A 20,321-nucleotide genomic window follows, 5' to 3' on the forward strand; every position below is an offset into this window, starting at 1 on the left:
CGGCCGGGACGTCGACGTGTGCGACGTCCCGTGCGCCGTCCGTCAGCCCGCGTCCGTCTCCGTGGTGCCCTCGTACAGGCCCATCTGGTTGCCCTCGGAGTCCTCGAACACCGCCCACCAGCTGGTCGGCGTGATCTCCTCCTTGCCGCGGACGACCTTGCCGCCGTTCGCCTCGACCGCGGCGAGCGCGTCCTCGATCGAGTCGACCTCGATCGTCGACCGCGGCACCTGCAGGTCGCCGCCGCGCGGCCCGAAGCCGCCGCCGCTGATCTGGTTCGGGGCCCGCCACATCGGGTACCCCTCGAACCCGGGGAACTCCTGCACGTCCCACCCGAACACCGTCCGGTAGAACGTCGTCGCCCGCTGCATGTCGTCCGCAGGGATGTCGACATGCGTGATGTCGCCGTGCGCCATGGCCGTCGCTCCGCTCGTCGCGCTCGTGCCCGGCGCCGTCCGCGCCGGGCCGGACCTCGCCAGACTAGGGGCGGCGTGCGGGTCGCCGCAGCCCGTGCATCTGCGGTCCGCGCGGCCCGAGCCGCACCGCGCCGACGTGCGTGAAGCCCCGCGCGACGTAGAACGCGACGTTGCTCTCGAGCGTCGTGTTGACGTGCGCGGGCAGGTGGTCCGGGACGCCCGCGAGCCCGGCCTCGACCAGCGCCGCACCGAGCCCGAAGCCCCGCCGGTCGGCGTCGACGCCCAGGAAGTGCAGGAGCGCGCGCGGCTCGTCGGGGAGCAGGCCGTGCATCGCCGCGAACCCCTCGCGCACCAGCACGACGCGGTCCGCGGGCAGCAGGAGCCCCAGCGTCGACGGCCCGGGCAGCGCCGGACCGCCGTCCGCTCCCGCCGCCTCCGTGCCCGGCACCCGCCACGCCGCCGCACCCACGGCCCGGCGATCGTCGACCGCGAGCCAGGCGTTGCCCGCCAGGACGTACTCCTCGATCGCGCCCCACAGGAACGCCGCGACCGCCGCCGACCGGTCCGCCCGCAGGCCGAAGATCCAGTCCATCAGCGGGTCGTGCGCGAGCGCCCGGGCGAGCACCGTCCGCGTCGCCGTGAGGTCCGCCGGGCGCGCCCGCCGGATCTGCACGCCCTCGACCGTCGCGACGTCGCCGTCCGCGTCCTGCGCCACCACCATCGCGCCCTCCTCGTCGCCGCGTCCTCGACCGACACCCCATCGTGGCCGCCCGACCCCGTCCCCGTCGCCCGTTTCGGAGATCGCGGTCGGGTCGAGTACCCTGGGCCCGCCTGGAGGATTCGCCTAGTGGCCTATGGCGCACGCTTGGAAAGCGTGTTGGGTGAAAGCCCTCGGGGGTTCGAATCCCCCATCCTCCGCCGCCCGAAGGGCCCGTGACCTGCCACCGTGCAGCGCGGGCCCTTCGTCGTCCCGCTCACGCGTCGTCGCCCGAACGCCCCCGCGATGCGGCCCCGTGGTGGGAGCATCCGCGCATGACGACGACCGACGTGCCGGCGACGGCGACGACCGAGCCGGGCGCGCCCGCGGCTCCGCGGTACGCGGCCTGGTGGCGGCGGGCGCTCGCGTCCGTGTCGGACGGGCTGCTCGTCGCGGCGGTCGCCTGGCTCGCGACGGGGTCCGTGGCACCCGTGCCGTTCCGGCCCGCACCGTGGTGGCCGCTCGCGGCGGTGCCGGGCATCGAGCCCGACGGACGGTTCTCGTGGTGGACGTGCGGCGCGGTCGTCCTGCTGCTCGTGCTCCAGGCGTTCACCGGCATGACGCCGGGCAAGGCGATGGTCGGCATCCGCGTGGTGCGCGAGCGCGACGGTGCGCCCGCGGGGCTTCTGGTCACGGTGCTGCGCGACCTGCTGCACGCGCTCGACTGGATCCTGCTGGTCGGCTGGCTGCGGCCGCTGTGGCACCCGCGGCGGCAGACGTTCGCCGACTCGGTCGTGCGGACGGTGGTCGTGCGGGCGCGCGTGGACGTGCCGGTGCCGGTGGTCGTCGGCGTCGCGACCGTGACCGCCGGGGCGCTGGTGCTCTCCCCCGCCGCGACCGAGAGCGGCGAGACGACGGTCGAGTGCACGCTCGCCCCCGACCACGCCTCGGGTCTCGCGACGTTGTCCGGACGCGAGCCCGGGGACGTCTGGGTCACGCGGCTCGGCATCCGGCGGCTGTCCCCGGCGCGGCCGCCGGTCGTCCTGTCGTGGACGCTCGCTCCGGGTGCCGACCCGGACGGGACCACGCTCGACGTGGCGGTGATCGGGGCGGACGGCGACGCGGCGTGGCGCTCGACGGTGACGTTCCGGGACGGTGCCGCCTGGACGGACGACGTGACCCAGGTGCCCGAGCTGACGATCCCGCGCGGTGTCCTCGACGAGGCCGGCAGTGGCGCGCTCGTCGAGTTCGCCCAGGACGTCGACGGGACGTCGGAGGTGCTGTGCGGGCTCGGGTTCGGCGACGACGCCACGGAGCTGCCGACGTCGCCGCGCGCCGACTGGTGACGTCGGCGAGGAGGGTGCGCCTGGACGCGCCGTCTTCTCGCACCGTGGCCTAGATTGACGCGGATGACCGCACGCAGCCGCGCGCTGCGCCCACGGACGACGACGGAGGCGACATGACCGACGAGACGCGCTCGAACCTCGACGCCCGCCTGCAGCGGCACGGGTTCGCGCGGGACGTGCACCGCGGGCTCAGCAAGGGCATCGGCTTCCTCCCCGTGAGCGACGAGACGAAGTCGATGCTGACGACGCGCAGCGGTGAGGCGGTGGCGATCGCGGCGGAGACCGGGGTCGCGATCGCGAACGGTGCGGTCGTGGCGGGCAAGGGTGCGGTCGACGCGGCGCGCGAGGGGTATCACGCGTTCGAAGAGAAGCGTGAGGAGGAGGCGGCCGCGGCGAAGCGACCGTTCAGCGTCGTCGCGGCACCGCCGGAGCCGACCGCTGCCGAGGCGGGGACGTCGGGTGCGCCGACGACGGGCTCCGCGGGCCCCGAGGGCGAGGGCGACCTCCTGGAGCGGCTCGAGCGGCTCGGCTCGCTGCGCGCGGCGGGGCACCTGTCGGACGCGGAGTTCGAGGCGGCGAAGGCGCGCCTGCTGTCGGGCGCCTGACCTCGCCCGTCCGTCCCTGGTTCTGAGCCTCCGGGCCGCACGCCGTCTGCGGCCCGCCTGGTCGACCGTTGCGTCGCCTGCCGGACGTGGAGGGGGCGTCGCCCGCCGCGCTGGACCCGTCGCCACCAACCGCGCCCGCTCGCTGTGAACGGTCACGGTTTCGTCTCGCCTGTGGACGCCCTCTTGCGCCCGGAGGCTGGTCCTGGCGTATGTTGTGCGCGGTCTCAGGCTGGGACCGTGCACAGCGCGACGACGCGCGTGCGGTACCGCGTTCGACTCGACGGAGTGTCATGACGCCCACCAGATCCCGCTCGACGCGCGCCGCGCGAGCCACCACCGCCGCGATCGCCGTGGGTGCGGCGATCCTCGCCCCCACCGCCCTGTCCGCCGCGGCCGAGGACCCCGGTCCCGTCGACGCGGGCATCTTCGTCGAGAAGGTCGACGGCCTCCCCGCGGACTTCGCCGCCGGCGTCGACGTGTCCTCGGTCCTGTCGCTCGAGGAGAGCGGCACGGTCTTCCGCGACTCCGACGGCCAGCAGACGGACCTGTTCGAGGTCCTCGCCGACCACGACGTCACGTACGTCCGCGTCCGTGTCTGGAACGACCCGTACGACGCCGAGGGCCACGGTTACGGCGGCGGGACCGTCGACGTGCCCCGCGCGGTCGAGATCGGGCGGCGGGCGACCGAGGCCGGGCTGCGCGTGCTCGTCGACTTCCACTACTCCGACTTCTGGGCCGACCCCGCGAAGGTGCACGTGCCGAAGGCGTGGGCGGCCCTCACGGACTCCGAGCGGGCCGACGCCGCGGGCGAGTTCACCGCCGACGCGCTCGACGCGTTCGCGGCGGCCGGCGTGGACGTCGGCATGGTGCAGATCGGCAACGAGTCGAACAACGGCATCGCGGGCATCCGCTGCGAGTCCGGGAGCGCCACCGACGCGTCGTGGGCGCCGTGCGTCGCCGTCTACGAGGCGGGGTCCGCGGCCGTCCGCGCGTCCGACTACGGCGACGACGCGCTCGTCGCGCTGCACTTCACCAACCCCGAGAACGGCCGGTACGCGACCTACGCCGGCATCCTCGACCGGGCGGACGTCGACTACGACGTGTTCGCGAGCTCCTGGTACCCGATGTGGCACGGCTCGCTGACGAACCTCACGAGCGTCCTGAGGCACGTCGCCGACACGTACGACAAGAAGGTCATGGTCGCCGAGACGTCGTGGGCGTACACGACCGACAACGGCGACCAGCACGGCAACACGATCAACACCTCCACCACGCCCGTGTACCCGATCAGCGTGCAGGGCCAGGCCGACCTGGTACGCGACGTGATCGCGGCCGTGCACGCCGTCGGCGACGCAGGCATCGGCGTCTTCTACTGGGAGCCCGCGTGGCTGCCCGTCGGCGGGCCGGCGGACTGGGCGTCGCAGAACGCGCTGTGGGAGCAGCACGGCTCCGGCTGGGCGTCGAGCTACGCCGGCGGGTACGACGAGGACGCGCGCGACTGGCACGGCGGCTCCGCGTGGGACAACCAGGCGCTGTTCGCGTTCGACGGCACGCCGCTCGAGTCCCTCGACGTGTTCCGGTACGTCCGCACCGGCGCGACGACCGAGCGCGTCCCCACGTCCGTCGAGAAGCCCGAGGTCGACGTGCGCCTCGGCGACCCCGTGACGCTGCCGTCGACGATCACCGTCCGGTACAACGACGGCACGCAGGAGACCGCGTCGGTCACGTGGGGCGGCGCACTGAGCTGGATCCGCGGGACCGGCACCTACCGCATCCCCGGGCGGACGTCGACGGGCGTCGACACGGTCGCGACCGTCCGCGTCCGCGCCCAGAACGTCGTCGTCAACGGGTCCTTCGAGGACGCCGACACGAGCATGTGGGACCTCACGTACTCGGTCGCGTCGGGTGACAACGCCATCAAGACGACGGGCAACGCGACCGACGGCAGCCGTGCGGTCGCGTTCTGGGCGGGCACGCCGTTCACCGTCGACCTCAGCCAGCAGCTCACGGGCGTCCCCGCGGGCACGTACACGCTGTCGGCCACGCTGCACGGCGGCGACCAGACCGGCACCGACCTGAACATCTGGGCCTGGAACGAGACGAGCGGCACCCGGTCGACGCCCGTGTGGCTCGCGGGCTGGAACACGCCGACGACGTTCACCGTCCCGGACGTGGTCGTGGGCGACGACGGCCTCGTGAAGGTCGGCGCGTGGCTGAGCCTCGACGCGCCCGCATGGGGCGTGATCGACGACGTGCGCCTCGAGCCGACGGTCACGGCGACGACCGTCGACACGACCGCGCTTCAGGCGGCGCTCGCGTCGGCCGACGCGGTCGACCGCGACGCGTGGACCCCGGAGTCGGTCGCGGTCCTCGACGACGCGGTCGCGTCGGGTCGCGTGATCCTCGCCGCCGGGCAGCCGACGCAGCAGGACGTGGACAGCGTGACGGCCCTCGTGACGGATGCGGTCGACGGGCTGGAACCCGCGGCGACCGCCACCCCGACACCGACGGTCACGCCGACGGTGACGCCCACGGCCACGGCCACGCCCACGCCCACGACCACGCCCACGGACGAGCCGACGAGCACGCCCACGACCACGCCGACGTCGAGCCCGACGACGACGCCCGCCCCGACCGCGTCGGCGTCGGCGAGCGGTCCGGCGATCACCGCCGGCAGGACCACGGTCCGGCCGGGCGACACGGTCACCGTGACGGTCACCGGCGTGGCCGGCTCGCAGGTCGAGGTCGGCGTCGCCAGCACCTACCAGCGCCTCGCGACCGTCCCGGTCGTGGGCGGCACGGCGACGGCGACCGTCACGATCCCGACGACGCTGTCCCCCGGCCTCCACCACCTGCAGGTGCGCGACGCCACGGGCGTGGTGCTCGCGCAGGTGGAGATCCGGGTCGCCGGCGCGTCGCTCGCCACGACGGGCGCGGACCTCGCGGCGCCTCTCGCGACGGGTGTGCTGCTCCTCCTCCTCGGCGGTGCGGCAGTCGTCGTCGCGACGCGGCGGAGGGCGCGCGCCGGTCGGGCCACCGCCTGACGCACGGCACGCCCGCACGACGGGAGCCCCGGGTCGCGACGGTCCCGGGCTCCCGTCGCGCGGCGCCCTCCCGTCGCGCGGCGCCCTCCCGTCGTGCGGCGCCCTCCCGTCGTGCGGAGCACTGCCGTCGCACGGAACGCGGCCGTCGTGCTGAGCCGTCGCGAACTCACAGGCACGCGTGTGACCGGTGGACGGTTCACCGCACGCGAGCACCGTCTCTGACGTACCGTGGGCGGGACTTCACAGCACGGGCCTCGGCCGTCGACCCGGCCGGGGCCTTCGTCGTCTCCGTCGAGCCAGGGCGATCCGGCGACGTGCGCCCGAGACTCCGTCGCCTCGCGCCCCGCCGCGTCGCGGCCGGACCGACTGGACGGACAGCCCATGAGCACGACCGCCCTCCCCGCCTCGCACGTCGACGGCTCCGCCGGCTCGCGCCGCCGCGCGGTCAGCGACTTCACCGAGCTCGCGCACGCCGTGCAGGCCGCGGGCCTCATGGCGCGCCGGCCCGGACACTACGCCGCTCGCCTCTCCGGGGCTGTCGTCGCGATGGCGGGCCTCGTCGCCGCGGTCGTGCTGGTGGGCGACTCGTGGTGGCAGGTCGCGGTCGCCGTCGTCGCGGCCGTCGTGCTCACGCAGGTGGCGTTCCTCGGGCACGACGCCGCGCACCGGCAGATCTTCGCGTCGGGCCGCGCCAACACCTGGGCCAGCCTGGTCCTCGCGAACCTGTTCGTCGGCCTCAGCCACGGCTGGTGGCAGCACAAGCACACCCGCCACCACGCGAACCCGAACAAGGTCGGGACCGACCCCGACATCGACATGAAGGTCCTGTCCTTCACGCCCGAGCAGATCGCCGCGCGCGAGTCGGCGTGGTCGCGGTGGTACCTGGCCCGGCAGGGGTTCTTCTTCTTCCCGCTGCTGCTGCTCGAGGGCGTCAACCTGCACGTCGCCGCCGTGCGGCGCGTGCTGTCGCGCGAGCCGCTCGAGCGTCGGAGCACCGAGATCGCGTTCCTCGCGGTCCGCCTGGTCGGCGCGGCCGCGCTCGTGCTCGCCGTCATGTCGCCGCTCAAGGCGCTCGTCGTCGCCGTCGTGCAGCTCGCGCTGTTCGGCTTCTACATGGGCGCGTCGTTCGCGCCGAACCACAAGGGCATGCCGCTGCTGCCCAAGGACGCGCGCGTCGACTTCCTGCGCCGCCAGGTGCTGACGAGCCGCAACATCCGCGGCGGCCGCTGGGTCGACGTGCTCATGGGCGGTCTCAACCACCAGGTCGAGCACCACCTGTTCCCGTCGATGCCGCGCGCGACGCTGCGCCGGGCGCAGCCGATCGTGCGGGCCTACTGCGAGGCGCGCGGGATCCCCTACGCGCAGGTGTCGCTGGTGCGCTCGTACCGGATGATCGTCGACCACCTCAACACCGTCGGCCGCCCGGACCGCGACCTGTTCGCCTGCCCGATCACCGCCGCCTACCGCGCCTGACAGACGGCCGTCGCGACCCCCGCCGAGTCGCGGCGCTGTACGCAGGTCGTGACTGCATTCTGCATGCATCGCCGCTACGATGGCGGCATGAGCGTCACCATCACCGTGCGCGACGTCCCTGACGACGTGCGTGACGAGCTCGCCGCCCGCGCGGCCAGGAGCGGGCGGTCGCTGCAGGAGTACCTGCGGGCGCAGCTCATCGACCTCTCCGCCCACCCGACCGCAGCGGACGCCGTCGCCGCGATCCGCGCACGCGCGCGGACGTACCCGCCGTTCGATCTCGCGCGCGTGATCGACGACCTCGACGCCGACCGGCGGTGACGCTGCTCGTCGTCGACGCCTCCGCCGTCGTCACGCTCCTCCTGGACCCGGCGGGCGACGGCGAGGCGGTCGCACGTCGTCTCGCAGACGCCCGTGCTGCCGCGCCCGACCTACTGCCGTACGAGGTCACGAACGTGCTGCGCCGGCACCGGGCTACCGGTGCGCTCTCCGATGCCGAGGCGACGCTCGCTCTCGACGGGCTCACGGCACTGCCCCTCGACCTCTGGCCGTTCGCGACCCTGCAGACGGAGATCAGGCGGCTGTCGGGGGCCGTCACCGCGTACGACGCCGCCTACGTCGCCCTCGCAGAGCTTCTCGGCTGCCCCCTTCTGACGCGCGACCGCCGCCTCGCGCGCGCCCCGGGTGTCCGCTGCGAGCTGCTCCTCGACTGAGCCGGCTACCGGCCAGCGGGGGAAGCACCATCGCTCGATAGATGTCTTGTCTTATATAGGACGTGTCATCTATGGTCAGGGCATGTCGCTGAAGCACGCCGTGCTCGGGTTCCTGTCGGTCGCACCGATGACGGGCTACGACCTGCGCAAGCACATGGAGGAGTCGGTCGCGCACTTCTGGCCGGCCGACCAGGCGCAGATCTACCGCACGCTGACCGTGCTGGCCGCCGACGGGCTCGTCGACGTCCGCACCATCCCGCAGGAGGGCCGCCCCGACCGGCGCGAGCACTCGATCACCCCGGCGGGCGAGGCCGAGCTCGACCGCTGGCTCGCCTCACCCGTCGAGTACGTCCCGTCGCGCGAGTCGTTCCTCGTGCGCCTGTTCTTCGTCGGGCGCCTCGGCGTCGAGCAGGCGCGCGCCGTCCTGCACGAGCGCGCCGCCGAGGCCCGCGAGCTCGTCGCGGTCCTCGAGCACACCCGCCACCTCAACGACCAGGCCCTCGCGCAGGCCGGCGGGGACGTCCCGCTGCCCGTCCGCCTGCGGCTCGCCACCCTGTCCAACGGCCTGGTCCACGCCCGCGCCGAGCTCACCTGGGTGGAGGACCTGCTCACCGAGCTCGACGACGCCTGACCCCACGCCCTCCGACGTCGCACCGCCCCACCGGGACCCCGGCCGACGTCCGACCCGGCACCGCACGCCTGACCCCCGGTCGACACCGACACGGGTGCCGTTCCGGACCCCGGCACCGCACCCATGTCGGTCTCGACCGACCCCGCGCGCCCTTTCGACGACGACGGGACGGCGCACCGGCTCGCACCGCCCGTCGCACTGCACCGCACCGCCCGTCCCCGCACCGCACCCACCGCACCGCACCGCGCCGCACGAGGAGGCTCGCCATGTCCGTGTCCACCGCCACTCGCCCCGCCCGCACCCGCACGCCCCGACCCGCGTCGTGGCGCAACGTCACGATCTACGCCGTCGGCGTCATGGTCCTGTCCGTCCTCGGCGCGCTCGCGCTCGCCGGCGCGGAGGACCGGGCGACGAGCCCCGGCGCGCTGCTGTTCGTCCTGAGCCCGTTCCTCATGGCGGTCGCGCTGCGCACGGTCGGCCGCGACGGCTGGGCCGACGCCGGCCTCGGGATCGGCCGCGAGCGCGGCTGGTACGTCTTCGGCGCCCTGTGGCTGCCCGCCGCGAGCGCGGTCGCGCTGCTGGTCGGAGCCCTCACGGGCCGCGTGCACGCGGGCGACGGGGGGCTGTCGCTGTTCGGCACGCTCGTCGCGACGGGCCTGGTGGCCCGCACGCTGTTCGCGCTGTTCGAGGAGTGGGGGTGGCGGGGCTACCTGGAGCCGCGGCTGCAGGCGCTCGGCGTGCGCGGGTTGCGACGCCACCTCGCCGTGGGCGCGCTGTGGGCCGTCTGGCACGTGCCGTACATCCTCGCGATGGGCTCCGAGTACACCGACGTGCCGCTCGCGCTGCAGGTCCCGCTGTTCACCGTCGCGGTCCTCGCGATGGCCGTCGTGCTGGGCGTCATGCGTGCGCGGACGGGCAGCGTGTGGCCGGCGGTCGTCGAGCACGGCGTCGCCAACGCGGTCGCGTTCGCGCTGCTCGACGCGGACGTCGTGCGCATCGACAGCCCTCTGGCCTTCGCGGCGCGGCCGGAGTCGCTCGTCGTCCTCCCGCTCCTGGTCCTGACGGCGGTGCTCGTGTGGCGACGCTGGGGCTCGGACGACTGACGGATCCACCGGTCCACGCGGCGCGTCGGCGAGGCGGCCCCGCGGTGGGTTCGGCCACCGGATCGCACCAGACCGCTGACAGCAGGCCGATCGCGAGGCACGATGCCCGGGTGACGTCGAGCACCCCGGCCCTCACCACCCGCCCCGACCGCGCGCAAGGCCCCACGGAGGACACGGCCCCGCGCCCCGCGCTCCTGTCCGTCGACGACGACCCGGCCGTCTCCCGGGCGGTCGCCCGCGACCTGCGCCGCCGCTACGGCGCGGGGTACCGGATCGTGCGCGCCGAGTCGGGCGACGCGGCGCTCGAGGCGCTGCGCGAGCTCAAGCTGCGCGGCGAGCAGGTCGCGGTGCTGCTCGCGGACCACCGGATGCCGGGGATGACAGGCATCGAGTTCCTGGAGCAGGCGATGGACCTGTTCCCGACCGCCCGGCGCATCCTGCTCACCGCGTACGCGGACACGGAGGCGGCGATCGACGCGGTCAACGTCGTCGACCTGGACCACTACCTGCTCAAGCCGTGGGCACCGCCGGAGGAGAAGCTGTACCCGGTCATCGACGCGCAGCTCGACGCGTGGGCCGCGAGCGCACCACCGCCCGTGCCGCAGGCGAAGGTCGTGGGCCACCGCTGGTCGGCGCGGTCGTCGGAGGTGCGCGAGTTCCTCGCCCGCAACCAGGTGTCGTACCGGTGGTTCTCCTCGGACTCGCCCGAGGGGCACCGGCTGCTGGAGGCGGCGGGCGCCGACGAGTCGGCGGTGCCGCTCGTCGTGACCCCTGAAGGTGAGCCGCTGCGCGCGCCGGACGACGCGACGCTGGCCGCACGCGTCGGGCTCGCGACGTCGCCCGCGACGGACTTCTACGACCTGGTGGTGGTCGGCGGCGGCCCCGCGGGCCTGTCGGCGGCGCTGTACGGCGCGTCGGAGGGCCTGCGCACGGCGCTCATCGAGCGCGTCGCGACGGGCGGTCAGGCGGGGCAGAGCTCGCGCATCGAGAACTACCTGGGCTTCCCCGACGGGGTCTCGGGGGCGCAGCTCACGGAACGGGCGCGGCGGCAGGCACTGCGGTTCGGTGCGGAGATCGTGCTCGCGGCGGACGTCGTGTCGCTCGAGGTCAACGGCGCCGCGCGGCACGTGCGGCTGGGCGACGGCAGCGTCGTCGGGGCGCACACGGTGCTCCTCGCGAACGGGGTGTCCTACCGGGAGCTCGACGGCCCGGGGCTCGCGGCGCTCACCGGGCGCGGCGTCTACTACGGGTCGGCGCTGACCGAGGCGCCGGCATGCACCGACCAGGACGTCTACATCGTCGGCGGCGCGAACTCCGCGGGGCAGTCGGCGATGCACCTGTCCCGCACGGCCCGGTCGGTCACGCTCGTCGTGCGCGGCGAGGGGCTGTCCGCGTCGATGTCGCACTACCTGATCGAGCAGATCGCGGCGAACCCCAAGGTGCACGTGCGGACCTGCTGCGAGGTCGTCGAGGCCATCGGCGACGAGCACCTCGAGCGGCTCGTGCTGCGGGACTCGACGACGGGCGAGAAGGAGGAGGTGGCGACGAGCCACCTGTTCGTGTTCATCGGCGCCGTCCCGCGCACCGAGTGGCTCGACGGGACGGTCGCACGCGACGCGCGCGGCTTCGTGCTCGCCGGGCCGGACCTGCTCGACGAGGGCCGACCGCCGAGCGGCTGGCCGCTCGACCGCCCGCCCTACCACCTGGAGACCAGCCGACCGGGGGTGTTCGTCGCGGGCGACGCCCGTGCCGAGTCGGCCAAGCGCGTCGCGTCCGCCGTGGGCGAGGGCGCGATGGCGGTCATGCTCGTCCACCGGTACCTGGAGCAGCTGTGACGACGACACCCGACCGCCTGCCCTGCGACATCGCGGAGCTCCGCACGCTCTTCCTGTTCGACAAGCTCGACGACGAGCAGCTGCTGTTCCTCTGCTCGCGCGGGCACGTCGAGCGGCAGGAGCCCGGCTTCGTCTTCCGTGAGGGCGAGCCCGCCGACGCGTTCTACGTGCTGCTCGACGGCTCGCTCGCGCTGTACCGGCGGGTCGGCACCGACGACGTCGAGATCAGCCGCACGTCGCAGGTCGGCGTCTACGCGGGCGCCTGGCACGCCTACCTCCAGCAGGAGGAGGCGCGCCGCTACCTGCACTCGCTGCGCGTGCTGGCACCGTCGCGGTTCTACGTGCTGCCCGCGGCCGACTTCTCCGAGATCATGCACACCTGGTTCCCGATGGCGATGCACCTGCTCGAGGGCCTGTTCTTCGGGCAGAAGAGCATGCAGACGGCGACGGCCCAGCGGGAGCGCCTGCTGGCGCTGGGGGCGCTGTCGGCGGGCCTGACGCACGAGCTCAACAACCCGGCGTCGGCCGCGACGCGCGCGACCGCGACCCTGCGCGAGCGCGTGGCGCGGATGCGCAGCAAGCTCGCACTGGTCGCGTCGGGCGCGTACGACCGCGACGAGCTCGTGCAGATCATCGAGCTGCAGGAGAAGGCCGTCGCCGCGCTGGAGGAGGCGCGCGGGCGGGCGCCGCTGTCGGCGCTGGACACGTCCGACCGGGAGGACGAGGTCGCGGACTGGCTCGACGACCACGGCGTCGGCGACAACGCCGAGATGGCGCACTCGTTCGTCGAGGCCGGCATCGACCCCCAGTGGCTCGAGGACCACGTCGGCGGGATCCCGGAGAACGTCGTCGCGGGCGCCGCGCACTGGCTCGGCTACACGCTCGAGACGGAGCTGCTGATGAACGAGGTCGAGGACGCGACGACCCGCATCTCCACGCTCGTCGAGGCCGCCAAGCAGTACTCGCAGATCGGCCGTGCCGCGCAGCAGGAGGCCGACGTCCACGTCCTGCTCGACAGCACCCTGACGATGCTCGATGCCAAGCTCAAGGGCGTCGACGTCGTCCGGCACTACGACCGGTCGCTGCCGCCCGTCCTCGTGCACGGCGCCGAGCTCAACCAGGTCTGGACCAACCTGATCGACAACGCCCGCCAGGCCCTCGCCGAGATGCCGCCCGACCAGCGCCGCCTCACGATCACGACGCGTCGCGTCGACGACTGGCTCGAGGTCGAGATCGCCGACAGCGGCCCCGGCATCCCGCCCGAGATCGTCGACCGCGTGTTCGAGCCGTTCTTCACGACCAAGCCGGTCGGGTCCGGCACCGGGCTCGGCCTCGACATCTCGTGGCGCATCGTCGTCGGCAAGCACCACGGCGACCTCCGCGTGACGTCGCACCCCGGCGACACCCGCTTCCTCGTCCGCCTGCCCCTCACCCCACCGGAGGCCTCGTGAGCATCGACGTCGACACCACCGTCCCGCCGAGCGGCACCGGCTGCGCCGAGTGCGACGCCGACGGCGGGTGGTGGGTGCACCTGCGCAGGTGCGCGCACTGCGGCCACGTCGGCTGCTGCGACACGTCGCCCGCCCAGCACGCGACCGCGCACTGGCGCGAGACGGGCCACCGCTACATGCGCTCGTTCGAGCCCGGCGAGGACTGGTGGTGGGACTACGCCGACGGCGTGCCCGTCGACGGCCCGCCGCTCGCCCCGCCCGAGGCGCGCCCCGACGCGCAGCGCCCGCCCGCACCGCGCGACCGCGTGCCGGAGAACTGGCGCGACCTCATCCACTGATCCGGCGCGCAGCCTCCGCGCGGCGCGGTCAGGACGCGCGCACCGCCGCGGCCGCGGCCGGGCGGGCTGCCTCGACGCACGGACGACCGAGCGCCCGGGACCTGGTCGGGGTCCCGGGCGCTCGTGCCGTCGCAGGAGGAGCTGCGGCGGCGTGGCCGGCGGAGGGGTGCCGGCCGGGTGGGTCGGTCAGTCGAGCATCGCGGCGACCTGCTCCGCCTGGTGCGTCAGCGCGACCCGGGCGCTGTCCGAGACGCTCGACACGCGGCTCTTCGGCGTGAGCGCCGTGACGAACGCCTCGAGCGACTTCACGGCGATCTTCTCGTTGCCGTGGTCGGCCGCGACGTCGGCGGTCTTGACGGCCGCGAGCAGGACGGCGGCGACGGGTCCGCGGATCTCGCGGGCGTCGATCCGGGCCTTCACGGCCGACTCGAGGGCGTCGATGCTGCCGGGCGCCCAGAAGTCCGCGACGGGCACCTGCGTGTAGTCGGTGTCGGACGCGAGGTAGAACCCGGGGTACGACGGCTGGTTGTACGTCGTCTGCTGGCGCGCGACCTCGGCCCGGTACTGCGGGTCGTGCATGAGGGTCGCGAGCTTGTGGCTCGTCACCTCGGTGGACACGAACATCCGGATCGCCGAGGAGTCGGCGGTGCGGACCAGGAGCTCCTCGCGCCAGTCGCCGAGGACGTCGGCGACGAGCGACGGGTTGCCCTTGGTGCCGTTGTTCGCCCGGGTGCCGGTCGCGGTGAGCAGTCGGCCGCGGGTCCAGTCGTCGATCGTCACGTCCTGGTCGCCGGACCCGTTGACGATCTGCGTGGTGCCGTCGCCGGCCCAGCGGATCGACTGGTTGGTGCCGGGGATCGGGCCGGGCGTGACGACGCCGGACGCGGAGTAGAGGCCGAGCGAGTTCGTGCCGCCGGGCAGCGACGCCCACGCCTCCAGACCACGCGTGCCGGGCAGGACGTCGCCGATCATCGACCGGCCCGTGTCGCGGCCGGAGTAGACGCCGAACAGCACCTCGCCGGTCGCGGCGTCGCGCATCGCCATGCCGTAGGGCGCGAACGTGGCGCCCTCGTGCGCGGTGAAGATCTCCAGGCCGGGGCGGTCGGGGTCGATGTCGGTCACGTGCATCGCGTCGCCGTGCCCGAGCCGGACGACCGCGCCCGGGTCGGCGCTGCCCGCGGGCAGGGTGTCGAACGACGAGTACAGCAGCGAACCGTCGTCGTCGATCGTCGCGGAGCCGTAGACGAGCTCCTGACGGCCGTCGGCGTCGACGTCCGCGACCGACAGCGAGTGGAAGCCCTGCGTCGTGATGGTGCCGAACTCGGGGTCGGTGCCGTCGCGTCCGTGCGGGCCGTCGTTGAACGGGTTCGTCAGCGGCACGTGCCCGGAGTCGACGTACCACCGCTCCTTCAGGCTCTTGCCGTCCCAGTCGTACGCGACGACGGTCGTGCGCGTGTAGTAGCCGCGCGCGAACACCGCCGACGGGGTCTTCCCGTCGAAGTAGCCGACGCCGGACAGGAACCGGTCGACGCGGTTGCCGGGCTCGATGCGGGCCATCGCGTAGTCGCCCCACAGCAGGCCGTCGTCCCCGCGACCCGGCTTGTAGTCGACCGTCTGGAGCTCCTTGCCGGTGTCGCCGGCGAAGACCGTGAGGTACTCGGGGCCGTCGACGACGAAGCCCTCGAAGTTGCGCAGCACGTTGCGCGCGCTGCGGCTCGGCGCGTACACGTCCATGAAGTAGTCGGTGAGCGCGCGGGCGTCGGCGTCGGACAGCGGGTAGGTGTACTGCGGCGCGATGCCGAAGGCCTCCTCGAGCGTCGCGGGCCACTGCCCGGACGTGACCTCGGGCCGCGTCGCCCAGCCCGTGAACATCTCGACGACGTGCTCGTAGTAGCCCTGCTTGCTGAGCCGGTAGTCGGTCGTGTCGGTCACGCCGGCCTTGCGGTCGTCCTTCGGGATCGAGACGTACTTCTCCGACCTCACGGTCCCGTCGGCGCGGTAGGTCGTGATCTTCGAGCCCGGCGCCGTCTTCATCATGAGCTCGGCCTTGCCGTCGCCGTCGAAGTCGTACACGGGGAACTGCGTGTAGTGCGCGCCCGCGCGGATGTTCACGCCGAGGTCGATGCGCCACAGCTGCGTGCCGTCGAGCTCGTACGCGTCGACGTAGACGTTGCCCGTGTACCCGACCTGGCTGACGTCCTTGGAGTTCGACGGGTCCCACTTGACGACGTACTCGTACGCGCCGTCGCCGTCGACGTCCGCGACGCTCATGTCGTTCGCGGAGTACGTGTACGCCTCGCCGACGGGCGTGACCCCGTCCGCGGGCTTCTTCAGCGGGATGTCGACCGACGCCTGCGCCCACGGGCTCGCGTCGGCGCCGTCGACCTCGACCCCGTCGACGACGGCCGCGACGCGGTAGCGCGACCCGGCGGTGCCGGACGCGTCGAGGTAGTTCGTCGAGTCGGCGACCGTGGCGATCTTCGTGCCGTCCCGGTAGACGGCGAAGTCGGGGCCGGTCTGGCCGGTGGCGGTCGCGCCCGTGACCTCGGGGGCGAGCAGCCGCCACGACAGGAACACGCCCTGGCCGGTGGTCGCGGCGACGAGGCCGCGGTCGAGCCGCTCGAGCGTGAGGCGGTCGGGCCCGTCGTGCCTCGCGCCCTGCGCACCCGTCGCGGGCACCCCGGGGGCGGCGACGGACGGCACGGCGAGGCAGCCGACGAGCAGGGCTGCGGTCCCGGTGGCCGCGGCGAGGCGGCCGTGGAGACGGGGAAGACTCATCCTTGAATCCTTTCAAAGCGCTAGGGCTCCCCGGACGGCAAGAGCGGCCGGGGCGCCGTTGCCCCTGGCCTGCTCGCGACCGTACCCCGGCGGTCCGTCCCGGTTGAACCCCGGACGGACGATTCGTCGGAAACTCACGGTGGGAGCGTCACCACCCCGCGGAAACCGCTGTCCACCGCACATCCGCCCGGCCGACGACGCGGAACCGGGCTCGGCGACGCCCGGCCACGCGGCCGAACCCCGTGCTCGACGCGTGCCCGTCGTGCACACATCCGGCACCCGCCACCCGGAATCGCCTCGCGTGCCGTACGGTGGACACGTAGTCGCAGTTGTCATCACCGCCGCGGGGCGACCCCGGCACGACGTTCTCGAGACTCTCTCGGCAGCGGACGGACGACACACCGTGATTCACCGGTCCCGGACACCCGGGGTTGTCACGCACCACACCGACAGAGAAGAGAGCATCATGCCCCTGGGCACCGTGAAGTGGTTCAACGCCGAGAAGGGCTTCGGCTTCATCGCCCCCGACGACGGCGGTCCCGACGTCTTCGCGCACTACTCGGCCATCGCGAGCAGCGGCTACCGCTCGCTCGAGGAGAACCAGAAGGTCCAGTTCGACGTCACGCAGGGCCCCAAGGGCCCGCAGGCCTCGAACATCACGCCGGCCTGACCCAGCGCCGCACCTGACCGGGCGCCCCAGCACGACCGTGCTGGGGCGCCCGCGTCGTACCCCGGGTCGCCGTCGTCCATCGCCGCCGCGCACCAGGCATCCGCTCCACCCGCACGCGACCGGCCCCGCACGGGGCAGAGACGGACCACCGTGACCGAGCTTCGCCCCGCCGGCCCCGCCGGCGCCCGCGCAGGCACCAGCACCGCCGAGCGCCCCCACCCCACCAGCAGCTTCACCGCGCTGACCCGCACCATCCAGGAGGCCGGGTACATGCGCCGCCGCTACGGCTTCTACGCCGCGCGGCTCAGCGGCGCGGTCGTCGCCGTCGCCGGCCTCGTCGCGGGCGTCGTCCTGATCGGCGACTCCTGGTGGCAGGTCGCCCTCGCCGCCGTCGCCGCCGTGGTCTTCACGCAGATCGCGTTCCTCGGCCACGACGCCGCCCACAAGCAGATCTTCCGCTCCGGTCGCGCCAACGACTGGGCCAGCCTCGTCCTCGCCGACCTGTTCGTCGGCCTGTCGTACGGCTGGTGGCAGCGCAAGCACACCCGGCACCACGCCAAGCCGAACCAGGTCGACGCCGACCCGGACATCGACCTGCCCGTGCTCTCGTTCACCCCTGGCGACGTCGAGAAGCGCCGCTCCCCGCTCGCCCGCTGGTTCCTCGCGCGGCAGGGCTGGTTCTTCTTCCCCCTGCTGCTGCTCGAAGGCCTCGACCTGCACGTGTCGAGCGTCAAGCGGCTCGCCCAGCCCGGCCCGATGCAGCGCCGGTGGGTCGAGGCGCTGTTCCTCACCGTCCGCCTCGGCGGCTGGCTCGCGCTCGTCCTCGCCGTGATGTCGCCCGGCAAGGCCGCCGTGTTCCTCGCCGTCCAGCTCGGGCTCTTCGGCCTGTACATGGGGGCGTCCTTCGCGCCGAACCACAAGGGCATGCCGCTCGTCCCCAAGGACGCGCGCATCGACTTCCTCCGCCGCCAGGTGCTCACGAGCCGCAACATCCGCGGCGGCCGCTGGCTCGACGTCGTGATGGGAGGGCTCAACCACCAGGTCGAGCACCACCTGTTCCCGTCGATGCCGTCGATCAGCCTGCGCCGCGTCGCGCCGATCGTCCGCGAGTACTGCGCGACCCACCAGATCCCCTACACGCAGGTGTCGCTGGCCAGGTCGTACGCCATCGTCGTGCGTCACCTCAACACCGTCGGGCTGGGCGACCGTGACCCGTTCGTGTGCCCGATGGTCGCGGCGTACCGGGTCTGACCGGGTCTGCCCGACTCCGTCCTCGTCTGACCGGGTGAGACCGGCTCAAGAAGGGCAGTGCCACGAAGGGCTCTCTCGCGTACCCTCTTCCCGTAGTCGCGTTGCCTCGCTTGTCACGTTCGCCGTCAGGACCCCTGCCGGTGTCGGACGACGACCACCGTGATCACCGGTCCCGGTCTGTCGGGGTTGTCAGTACCGCACGTGAGAAGAGAGAGAACATGCCTGTTGGCACCGTGAAGTGGTTCAACGCGGAGAAGGGCTTCGGCTTCATCGCCCCCGAGGACGGCGGACCCGACGTCTTCGCGCACTACTCGGCCATCCAGACGAGCGGCTACCGCTCGCTCGAGGAGAACCAGAAGGTGCAGTTCGACGTGACGCAGGGCCCCAAGGGCCCGCAGGCGTCGAACATCACGCCCCTCTGATCGTCTCCACGCAGACGCTCTGAGCACGAGGCCCCGGTCGCAGCAGCGGCCGGGGCCTCGTCGCGTCCGTGCGGCCCGACGGTCCGGTCAGGGCGACAGCGTCCCGTCGACGTACGACCACCGACCGCCCTCCCGCACGAACCGGCTCCTCTCGTGCAGCGCCCCGCGCACCCCGCCCTCGCGGTAGCGGGCCACGAACTCCACCACACCCGCGTCGTCGAACGGACCACCCGCCGACGTCGAGCGGATCTCCAGCGACCGCCACTCGACGTCGTCGTCGAGGACCAGGTCGCGCGGGCGCGTCGACGCGTGCCACGTCGCCCGCAGGTACGCCGCGTCGCCGACCGCGAACGCCGTGAACCGCGAGCGCATCAGCGCCTCCGCGGTCGGCGCCGGTCGCCCGTCGAGGACCGGGCCGCAGCACTCCCCGAGCACCAGGCCGGTGCCGCACGGGCAGCGGGAGTCGTCGGAGGGGCGCGTCGTACCGGTCATGCAACGGAGATATCACCCCGCGCGCCCGTTGTCCCCGCCGGGCCGCGCTGCGTGGGACGGTCGGCCGCCGTCGCGGCGCGCCGCGGCGCGACGACGTACGGGTGACGTGCCGCACGGGACGACCAGCGGCGGAGGCTCGTGTGCCACGATCGGCGCCCATGGGATGGTGGCGGCGGGACGAGGTCGGACGCCTGCGGCAGGACTACCTGGCCCTCGACGCGGGCGGTGACGCCGCAGGTGCGGAGAGGCTCGCACGACTCCTCGTCGAGCAGCATCCCGACGACGGTGCGACGTGGTTCAACCTCGGCCTGTACGCCAAGGCGCGCCGCGACTGGCGCGAGAGCCTGCGGTGCAACGCGCGGGCGCTCGCACTGGCGACACGCACCCGGGACGAGCCCGCGGCGTGGAACCTCGGCATCGCAGCGACCGCGCTGGGCGAGTGGGACGAGGCGCGTCGCGCGTGGCGCGCCTACGGCGTCGACGTACCCGACGGCACGGGCCCCGTCGAGCTGCCGCTGGGTCACGTCCCCGTGCGCCTCAACCCCGACGACGACGGCTCGGGCGGGCCGGCCGCCGAGGTGGTGTGGGCGCGCCGGCTGTCCCCGGCGCACGTCGAGGTCGTCAGCGTCCCGACACCTCCGAGCGGCCACCGGTTCGGCGACGTGCTGCTGGTCGACGGCGTCCCGGACGGCGAGCGCTTCGACGGGCGGCGGTGGGTGCCGGTGTTCGACGAGATCGCCGTCCTCGCACGTTCGACGGTCCCGACGTGGACCGCGGACGTCGTCGCGCCGTCCGACGACTGCACCGCCGCGCTGCAGGAGGCCGCTGCCGCCGCCGGGATCGAGGCGCAGGACTGGACGGCCACCGTGCGCCGCCTCTGCGTGGCCTGCTCGACGGGCCGCCCGGGACCGGGGCACGACCACGACGAGCCGGACGCGTGGTCGCCTGAGCGGACGCTGGGGCTGAGCGGGACCGCCACGGGCGTGCGTGCGCTCCTCGACGGCTGGGCCCGAGGCCGCCCCGGCCGCACCGTCACGTCGGTGACGGAGATCGACTGA

The 20,321-nt window shown here is 73.7% G+C and carries 19 protein-coding genes and 1 tRNA gene; 16 read left to right on the forward strand and 4 right to left on the reverse strand.

Going from position 1 to position 20,321, the window contains the following annotated elements; all coding sequences use genetic code 11:
* Nucleotides 1-42 precede the first annotated feature (42 nt).
* Both GXP71_RS14425 and GXP71_RS14430 read right to left on the reverse strand, forming a co-directional pair.
* A complete protein-coding gene (locus tag GXP71_RS14425) occupies nt 43-414 on the reverse strand; it encodes a VOC family protein (RefSeq protein ID WP_162353214.1) in 372 nt (123 codons plus the stop codon).
* Between the two features lie 64 nt (nt 415-478).
* Nucleotides 479-1,135, reverse strand: a complete 657-nt coding sequence (locus GXP71_RS14430) for a GNAT family N-acetyltransferase (RefSeq protein ID WP_162353215.1) — start codon at nt 1,133-1,135, stop codon at nt 479-481.
* Nucleotides 1,136-1,247: 112 nt separating this feature from the next.
* Between GXP71_RS14430 and GXP71_RS14435 the strand changes: the two genes are divergently transcribed.
* From GXP71_RS14435 to GXP71_RS14490, 12 genes are all read left to right on the forward strand, one after another.
* A tRNA-Ser gene (locus GXP71_RS14435) sits at nt 1,248-1,332 on the forward strand.
* 114 nt (nt 1,333-1,446) lie between these two features.
* A complete protein-coding gene (locus GXP71_RS14440) occupies nt 1,447-2,457 on the forward strand; it encodes an RDD family protein (protein ID WP_162353216.1) in 1,011 nt (336 codons plus the stop codon).
* A gap of 113 nt (nt 2,458-2,570) precedes the next feature.
* The gene (locus GXP71_RS14445) at nt 2,571-3,062 is read left to right on the forward strand and encodes an SHOCT domain-containing protein (protein ID WP_238402424.1); all 492 of its coding nucleotides are present in this window, start codon (nt 2,571-2,573) and stop codon (nt 3,060-3,062) included.
* 290 nt (nt 3,063-3,352) lie between these two features.
* Complete coding sequence (locus tag GXP71_RS14450) at nt 3,353-6,106, forward strand: glycosyl hydrolase 53 family protein (protein ID WP_162353217.1); 2,754 nt, start codon at nt 3,353-3,355, stop codon at nt 6,104-6,106.
* Nucleotides 6,107-6,487: 381 nt separating this feature from the next.
* Nucleotides 6,488-7,579, forward strand: a complete 1,092-nt coding sequence (locus tag GXP71_RS14455) for an acyl-CoA desaturase (protein ID WP_162353218.1) — start codon at nt 6,488-6,490, stop codon at nt 7,577-7,579.
* Between the two features lie 87 nt (nt 7,580-7,666).
* The gene (locus GXP71_RS14460; RefSeq protein ID WP_124341263.1) at nt 7,667-7,900 is read left to right on the forward strand and encodes a hypothetical protein; all 234 of its coding nucleotides are present in this window, start codon (nt 7,667-7,669) and stop codon (nt 7,898-7,900) included.
* Nucleotides 7,897-8,292 (forward strand): type II toxin-antitoxin system VapC family toxin, encoded by a 396-nt coding sequence (locus tag GXP71_RS14465; RefSeq protein ID WP_162353219.1) that lies wholly within the window; start codon nt 7,897-7,899, stop codon nt 8,290-8,292. The genes GXP71_RS14460 and GXP71_RS14465 overlap by 4 nt, the downstream gene beginning before the upstream one ends.
* 82 nt (nt 8,293-8,374) lie before the next feature.
* The gene (locus GXP71_RS14470) at nt 8,375-8,923 is read left to right on the forward strand and encodes a PadR family transcriptional regulator (RefSeq protein WP_162353220.1); all 549 of its coding nucleotides are present in this window, start codon (nt 8,375-8,377) and stop codon (nt 8,921-8,923) included.
* Nucleotides 8,924-9,189: 266 nt separating this feature from the next.
* Nucleotides 9,190-10,026, forward strand: coding sequence for a CPBP family intramembrane glutamic endopeptidase (locus GXP71_RS14475; protein WP_162353221.1), 837 nt, complete (start codon nt 9,190-9,192; stop codon nt 10,024-10,026).
* 110 nt (nt 10,027-10,136) lie between these two features.
* The gene (locus tag GXP71_RS14480; RefSeq protein WP_238402425.1) at nt 10,137-11,861 is read left to right on the forward strand and encodes an FAD-dependent oxidoreductase; all 1,725 of its coding nucleotides are present in this window, start codon (nt 10,137-10,139) and stop codon (nt 11,859-11,861) included.
* Nucleotides 11,858-13,312 (forward strand): ATP-binding protein, encoded by a 1,455-nt coding sequence (locus GXP71_RS14485; RefSeq protein ID WP_202924257.1) that lies wholly within the window; start codon nt 11,858-11,860, stop codon nt 13,310-13,312. Before GXP71_RS14480 ends, GXP71_RS14485 begins: the two co-directional genes overlap by 4 nt.
* The gene (locus GXP71_RS14490) at nt 13,309-13,650 is read left to right on the forward strand and encodes a UBP-type zinc finger domain-containing protein (protein WP_124341267.1); all 342 of its coding nucleotides are present in this window, start codon (nt 13,309-13,311) and stop codon (nt 13,648-13,650) included. Before GXP71_RS14485 ends, GXP71_RS14490 begins: the two co-directional genes overlap by 4 nt.
* A gap of 186 nt (nt 13,651-13,836) precedes the next feature.
* Here GXP71_RS14490 and GXP71_RS14495 read toward each other — a convergent pair whose 3' ends face one another.
* A complete protein-coding gene (locus tag GXP71_RS14495; RefSeq protein WP_162353222.1) occupies nt 13,837-16,428 on the reverse strand; it encodes a rhamnogalacturonan lyase in 2,592 nt (863 codons plus the stop codon).
* A 466-nt stretch (nt 16,429-16,894) separates the two neighbouring features.
* Here GXP71_RS14495 and GXP71_RS14500 point away from each other — a divergent pair, with 466 nt between their 5' ends.
* From GXP71_RS14500 to GXP71_RS14510, 3 genes are all read left to right on the forward strand, one after another.
* On the forward strand, nt 16,895-17,098 hold the full coding sequence (locus GXP71_RS14500; RefSeq protein WP_124341269.1) for a cold-shock protein: 204 nt from the start codon (nt 16,895-16,897) through the stop codon (nt 17,096-17,098).
* 150 nt (nt 17,099-17,248) lie between these two features.
* Nucleotides 17,249-18,349 (forward strand): acyl-CoA desaturase, encoded by a 1,101-nt coding sequence (locus GXP71_RS14505; protein ID WP_238402426.1) that lies wholly within the window; start codon nt 17,249-17,251, stop codon nt 18,347-18,349.
* A gap of 218 nt (nt 18,350-18,567) precedes the next feature.
* Entirely contained in the window at nt 18,568-18,771 is a 204-nt protein-coding gene (locus GXP71_RS14510; RefSeq protein WP_124341270.1) for a cold-shock protein, read from the forward strand.
* Nucleotides 18,772-18,858: 87 nt separating this feature from the next.
* On the opposite strand, the gene GXP71_RS14515 is transcribed toward GXP71_RS14510, so the two are convergent.
* Nucleotides 18,859-19,263 (reverse strand): YchJ family protein, encoded by a 405-nt coding sequence (locus GXP71_RS14515; RefSeq protein WP_162353223.1) that lies wholly within the window; start codon nt 19,261-19,263, stop codon nt 18,859-18,861.
* Between the two features lie 158 nt (nt 19,264-19,421).
* On the opposite strand from GXP71_RS14515, the gene GXP71_RS14520 reads away from it, so the two are divergent.
* Nucleotides 19,422-20,321 (forward strand): type IV pilus biogenesis/stability protein PilW, encoded by a 900-nt coding sequence (locus tag GXP71_RS14520; RefSeq protein ID WP_162353224.1) that lies wholly within the window; start codon nt 19,422-19,424, stop codon nt 20,319-20,321.

Source organism: Cellulomonas sp. H30R-01 (genome assembly GCF_010119915.1).
Taxonomy (GTDB): Bacteria; Actinomycetota; Actinomycetes; order Actinomycetales; family Cellulomonadaceae; genus Cellulomonas; species Cellulomonas algicola.